Origin of the sequence: Paenibacillus sp. NRS-1781, from assembly GCF_050467745.1 — a bacterium.
Lineage (GTDB): Bacteria > Bacillota > Bacilli > Paenibacillales > Paenibacillaceae > Paenibacillus > Paenibacillus terrae_A.
In genome coordinates this window covers 64964-71144 of sequence record NZ_JBITPI010000058.1, presented here as the reverse complement: position 1 = coordinate 71144, position 6181 = coordinate 64964, and the positions used below count along the sequence as shown (strand labels likewise).

Annotated in this window: 8 protein-coding genes; all 8 read right to left on the bottom strand. The window is 46.3% G+C overall.

Annotated features, from left to right (window positions below):
* Positions 1-528, bottom strand: a 528-nt coding sequence (locus ACIFO6_RS20850) for a contractile injection system protein, VgrG/Pvc8 family (protein WP_430043482.1), incomplete at its 3' end; no start/stop codon positions are given.
* Positions 529-553: 25 nt separating this feature from the next.
* Positions 554-1024 carry a DUF4280 domain-containing protein gene (locus ACIFO6_RS20845; protein ID WP_342415070.1) on the bottom strand — a complete coding sequence of 157 codons (471 nt, stop codon included), beginning with the start codon at positions 1022-1024 and terminating at the stop codon, positions 554-556.
* Between the two features lie 31 nt (positions 1025-1055).
* Positions 1056-1685: a hypothetical protein gene (locus ACIFO6_RS20840; protein WP_430043480.1), complete on the bottom strand. Its 630-nt coding sequence runs from the start codon at positions 1683-1685 to the stop codon at positions 1056-1058.
* A 12-nt stretch (positions 1686-1697) separates the two neighbouring features.
* The gene (locus ACIFO6_RS20835; protein ID WP_430043478.1) at positions 1698-2210 is read right to left on the bottom strand and encodes an imm11 family protein; all 513 of its coding nucleotides are present in this window, start codon (positions 2208-2210) and stop codon (positions 1698-1700) included.
* A 12-nt stretch (positions 2211-2222) separates the two neighbouring features.
* The gene (locus tag ACIFO6_RS20830) at positions 2223-3326 is read right to left on the bottom strand and encodes a pentapeptide repeat-containing protein (protein ID WP_430043476.1); all 1104 of its coding nucleotides are present in this window, start codon (positions 3324-3326) and stop codon (positions 2223-2225) included.
* A 20-nt stretch (positions 3327-3346) separates the two neighbouring features.
* Positions 3347-4849: a hypothetical protein gene (locus ACIFO6_RS20825; protein WP_430043474.1), complete on the bottom strand. Its 1503-nt coding sequence runs from the start codon at positions 4847-4849 to the stop codon at positions 3347-3349.
* Positions 4850-5414: 565 nt separating this feature from the next.
* Positions 5415-5735 (bottom strand): type II toxin-antitoxin system PemK/MazF family toxin, encoded by a 321-nt coding sequence (locus ACIFO6_RS20820; RefSeq protein ID WP_430043471.1) that lies wholly within the window; start codon positions 5733-5735, stop codon positions 5415-5417.
* Complete coding sequence (locus ACIFO6_RS20815; RefSeq protein ID WP_430043469.1) at positions 5732-6034, bottom strand: AbrB/MazE/SpoVT family DNA-binding domain-containing protein; 303 nt, start codon at positions 6032-6034, stop codon at positions 5732-5734. The genes ACIFO6_RS20820 and ACIFO6_RS20815 overlap by 4 nt, the downstream gene beginning before the upstream one ends.
* Between the last annotated feature and the right edge of the window lie 147 nt (positions 6035-6181).

The following is a 6181-nucleotide window of genomic DNA, read 5'->3' as shown; positions in this document are numbered from 1 at the left end:
GAGAAGGGCACCTACATGCGAAGCCAGCCGTTTTAAAAAGGTCCAATCCGTCTCCTGATACTGCATGATGAATTGACCTGTCGCTTTTTTCTCAAAAGCTTCATCAATCTTGTCTGAGCCTTTATAATCGGCTAGTACCGCATCTACAATATCTACATACTTTTGATGGATGTGTTGAAAGGAGCGGTTTTTGAGCTGCGTATCCAGTTTGAAGCTATGAGAAATGACGTCGAGATTCACCACGATCTCTTGATGCAGGTGCTGTACATCTACGCAGTACAATTGCCCCATAAATAAAGGGTGTTTCCGTTCCTTGGCATCCGAATACCAGAGTTCGATTTTATCGTCGCTGCTCGCTTTAGTAATGATCGTGTCTGCCTGATCGGCTTCCAAGCTGCCTGTGATCACCAGTCTGGCATGTTCTCCCAGCTCATGACTCATGTGGACGTGTGAAAGTCGCAGCTTTCCATAGGGCCAGATGACATGTAGATGCTGATAGGTAAAGCGGTCTTTCGCTACGATGCTCATCCCTTACTCTCCTTGCTTGATAAAATCAGCCATCCTGTCCGTCATCTGTAATGGAGATGATGCCTCCACCACCCGATCCCGTAGCGGAATTGTCCGTGCTGCCTCCAGCAAAAAAGGAGGATATCGCGTCTGTTACACCTGTGCAGCTACACATTAAGGTCGAATTACTGAGCAGGGCAGGGGCACCCTCGATCAACACATCCTCTTTTCCGCCTGTCCACTTGGACCCAAACGCAATTTCCGGCTCACAGGGAAGACCCTGCTTCAATTTACACAGACCAAAAGCATTGATTTTGCTAATATTCGCTCCACAAATGGCATCTTCTACGCTCAGGACGGGTTTATCCTTAATGTAGACGCCGTGGCTGTACATCGTATTAAGCACACCCGGGTCTGTACCTTGACTGCACTGTAGCTTGGCTCCTCTGACCACATAGGAATGCTCTCCGCTGAGTGCACCTTGGGCCAGTGCCTTAATAAGTAGGGGTAAAAACATATAAGCACCTCCTTGGATAAAAGGTAAACATTTAAGAAAGCTCCGACCATGTCGCGGTGTGCAGCATGGCATAGGTCAAGGGAACCCATAGGGGGGCATCCTCGAGCTTAAACTGGCAGCTCCCGATCACAGCCTTGCCATGCCAGGAGCGCACAAAGGCAATCTGATAATAAGGGGAGGGGGAAACTAGAAAAATAGCTTCATAGCAGCCCATGATAGTATCTTGAATAGAAAGAGCCTTTTCATCCACAAGCTTCATACTCGGTTGTACACGACTCGTTTGCTCAATCATCTGTTGTTGATAGATTTCTATTTGCGAGGGGTCCAGATCCTGCCCACTTTGGTGCAGTCCGAACAGGATTCCGCCCAGCTTGTCTTGAACGATGTAGCTTTTCGATGGGTCCATCGTCTGCCTGGCACGAGCCTCTGGAATGAGAGAATCCGGCAGGGATAGGGTGAGTTGATCCTCGAAAACAGGAAGGGCTTGAAAACGGATTTCCTGCTGATCCGGAAGGGTTAGTGAGCCCTTCAAAATTCCCTCTATCGCTTCTTCAATAGATACCAGCATCCAGCTTTCATCGTTCTCCGCCCCGCTTAACTGCTCTTTCAACGTTTGTTGATAATGCAGCTTCAAAAAAAATTCATCCCAATGCTCCGTCAAGATTGAACCTCCTTATAAGAGTTCTAGCTTCTGTAGCCGAAAACCACGCAAACTTCGACGAAGTAAGCTTTCAGCAGCCTCCAAGCTAACGATGAAATAAGGTTCCTTTACGTTGGACAGTCGAAAAAAATGATGTCCATTCACCTTTTGACTATCCAGCACAAGGCGTTTCAGCGTTTGATCGTGCGGATAAAATTCAGTCTGCTCTGAAATACCATCCACAGAGGGAACAGATGAAATCCAATATAACTCCTGGCGGCCAGGCTCCCGGTTCACGATATACAGCTGTTTAAAACGGGCTTGTGGATTATATAGCTCCAGAATCCGTTTCATCGGATCGGAAAGCAGCGGCTGTGAGGCTGAAAAAGGCAGCCAGTCCGCATACTCCGCATCTTCTGTCGCATGAACATCTAAAACCTGAGCCGGGGGCATGCCAACAAATGGTGTTTTAAAAAGAACCGTATTTACAGGTTCGATCTGGCGCGAAATACGATGATCGTCGACCAGCACATAATAATGGCGCATACACATTCCTCCTTACTCTGTCCACACGATGGATTGACGCTGAGCTTCATTCAGCTTCCAATGCTGTTGGTACCTTCGCGGGACAAGGGTTCCTTGCATCGAAGCCCCCTCAAAATACGCATGTTCAAACGAATGTACATCCGTAAAATCGGCCCCATCCAGATTGGTGTATTCAAAACGAAGTCCGCATAGCCCCGGCACCCGAGCTCCATATTCCCGATGTGGCTGTCCACTGGCACGGCTGAAGCTAGCACCTCTCAAATCGCTATATCTAAAATCCGTGTCGGTCAGTAGGCACCCCTGAAAGCTGCCTCCTTCCAAATTCGCTCGTTGCCAGATGCTCCCGATCAATATGCAGGTGTGAAACTGGCTTTCCCGTAAGTCACTGTGGCTAAAATCGTTATAGCGCAAATCCTTTCGGGTCAGGTGGAGGTGGGGAAGGGAGAGCCGCTTTAGGTTTTCGTAAACATAGGGCTCTTCTTCACTGGATTGCATCAATTGTTCGCTTACATCATCTGGAACAAGCGCTTTCTGATCTTCGACATATAGATTCTCGCTGATATCCTTGTACTCGCCTGTTCGGATGGCTAAACGATCAGCTTTATGAATGGCGAAATACTCAGGCATTTGAACTGCTTCTGCCATTCCTAAGCGCAGGAGGGAGTTCACAAACTGGTGGAAAAAAGGTGCGGATTCCAGCATCAGTCGTTCAACGTCCACAGAAGTAATCGTCCCCATGTATATTTTTCGTTCCTGCTCCAAGGTTTCCAACATGGTACTCATCGGTGCGTAAGCCCATGATGCGTCATAGGTTAGCTTGCAATCGGAATCATCTTCGTACCATTCAGCAGAATAAGCCTCGACTATGTATAGGTAGGATTGCTCCAGCATCTGAGTGCGCAAGAATGAATAGTGGATATATCCAATGTGTTCTTTTTGACCTTGTTGCTGCATGCTTAGAATGCGTATACACAAATCCCTGAACGAATTGTTGAAGTCCGAAATGAGCTGATCCTGACAACGTTGGAACTTGTTTTCCAGCGTATCCAGCTGTAATTCCAGTAAGGGTGTAAAATGATACTCCTTAAAATGGTGTAACGCCGCTTGTTTATCCATCTGCTAGTTCTCACCTTCCGTTAGTTCATCTTAATTTCCGTGCCGGAGAAGGTGGTTTTGTCATCCAGCGTAATAGTGTTACCTTTACCGGATAGCTCGATTTTTCCGGCGGAAAGCTGGATGTTGCCGGAACTCATAACGATATCGGAGGTCGCGCTAATACTCACATTTTTTCCGCTTACAATATCAATGCCGGTTTTATCGTTAATCACAATGGACATTCCGTTACCTGAGATGACGATTTGATCCGGGGCCAGCATGATTTCTTTGCCGTATTTCGTTCGCAGCGTCTTAATGGCCGGGTCAGCCATTCGATCTGGTGCAGGAGCTGCTGCGGACATTGCCGAAGAAGACTTTGCTCCGGCAGACGAAGCAGCAGCAGTCGCATGTCCAGAAGCGGCAGAGGATTTTCCCGTGGAAGGCTGCGGTTCTCTTTTAACCGAGCTGATCGCGTATCCTTCTTCCTCCTTATAACTGGGGAAATAAATACGAATGCTGTCCCCGTCCTCAGGCATACAATACCAGCCCGTGTTATCCGCAGATGCATAAATGGTAGAGTAGGGGAACCAGTAATCCGTGTTCGGATCTTGCTGATCGTCCATATCGAGCTGGGCGCGGACCTTGTCCCCACGAACGCTCCGTACCTTGCCATGAATGGAAGCACCGATAATGGAGCGATTGTAGTCTTTAATAGGACGTAAGCCGCTTCGTGGCGACAGCTTGGCGGTATGGGTCAGCACGCCATCCTTCATCTCCGTTAGCACCTCAGCTACGATCAGCTTATGGCCTTGGAAGGTCACTTCATACCCAGGCTCCAGCAGCTTCTCTGTCTCGACCTCATATTGGATAAAATCAGCATCGCGTACGCCGGGAATATGGTTTTCGGAGGCGGTTTGAAAATCCGCGACCCGTTTGGTGACTTTATAATTGGTGGATTGTATTTCTCCTTTGCTCAGGCCCATAGGCAGGCCAAAATAAAACTTTGGTACGCCATAGCCCACCGCAGGAATGAGTGGAGAGTAGAAGTGAGAAGCCATCCGTTTCAAAAATTGCCAGTCGGTTTCATCATATTGCATGATAAAGGTGCCGATGGGCTTCTTATGGGACACAACATCCATGGCTTCGGCTTTGGAGTAGTCCGATACGATACTTTCGATCAGACCCGTGTAGGTGAGCTTGGGGTTCTGGAAAGAGCGCTGATGCCGCTTAATATCTAGCTCATAGGTATGAGATATGGCTTCGACGGTCAGGTAATGAACGCCGTGAACGACTTTTTCCTCCACATCCAGGGCAATACCTCGAAAAAGGGGCTGTCGATTGCCATTTTTGTCTGTAACAAAAGCTTTGACCTGAGTTTCTTCATCTGAAGCACGTACATACAGCTCGCGCTTTTTCTCCGAGATGATGCCTGTACAGATCATCCGGGCATGGTCATTGACTGTTTTTAAGATTTTAAGCTCATGAAGGCGAACGAATTCATAAGGCATGATTTCGATATGACCGTACGTCACGATATTTTCCATAGGTGTCTCCTTTCCTAAATCCAGCATATGTATTTATCGGTTAAAAGAGAGAGTTAGTTTATAGAATGGCCCATTCGTTGGGGGATTTTCTATGTGTATTTCTGGAAAGCAGAGGATGTATATTCCTTTTCATCGTCTCGACACGTGGATGGTAGTAATAAATCGGAACGCGAAAGCATTGATATGCAAGAGATGGAAAGCAATTTGAAAATGTCCCACGCTCAAGAAATTGTACGAGGGTTGAGTGCGGGAATAGTGCTGACTTCGACTACCTGCGTCACATGCAAAAGGATGGGCTGCTGTCATGCACTTGCGGAGCAGGAGAACAGGCTTATTTGGTGATTGAATTCTATGGTATGGGAACAACCTAATTCCAGTATTAGGCTATTCCCTATGGGGATTGCAAACGTAAAACAAATGGTGAAGCTCATGAAAAATAAGCAGCCCATCCTCGGTTGAGAATGGACTGCTTATTTTCGCTTCTCTACATCGGTTTTCCAGTTCAGATTGCTTATTTAAATAAAGGCAAGACTTTTGCTTGGATTTTATGCAAGAGGAACGATTTTCACGCTAATATGGATCGAGTATTCCGAAGGAGACTTTTCATAAAATCGGAGTCGGGAGATACATTGCCAACAATTTTAATTCTACGCTTTCTAACATCCAGACTTTTCATTTGATCGGTGAGAGCAACGCCGTTAAAGGGTAATCCGTCCGGTAAAGGAACTTCAAATGCGTAATTTTTAGATTGGTTCGTGATGGGGCACATGACGGCAAAACCAGTCAACTCATTAAAAGGTTTATCAGATAGTGTGATTGCGGGTCGTCGTCCAGCTTGTGGATCAAAATCTAGCCAAACCAAATCTCCGCGTGCAGGAATGATCAAATCAATTCGTCTCCCTCGATACCAAGATCAACTTCTTTGTGACGTGGCGAATCTGTTTTAATTTTTGAAAGTAGCATAGACAAATGGTCGCGCAATTCTTCATTCGTTTCTTGAGGTTTTATGAGAGGCCGAAGGATAATTTCTTTTTCAGATGTTACGATCATTTCAACCTCAGAGCCTTCCTCCAAATCAAGATGTTTAAGTAGCTGATTCGGAATACGGATCGCAATGCTATTTCCCCATTTGCTAAGCGTAGTAGTCGTCATGAGGATCATATCCCTTCTCGTTTTATGTTCCAATTATACCCCATCCTTTGCATGATGTATATACATATGATATACATCCGAAAAGAGTTTGATACATATAACGTGATGAGTTTTGTTAAGTTACTAAAGGAAATTAGTATATCATGCACAGAGGCGTAAACTAACTTTCATATCACGCCT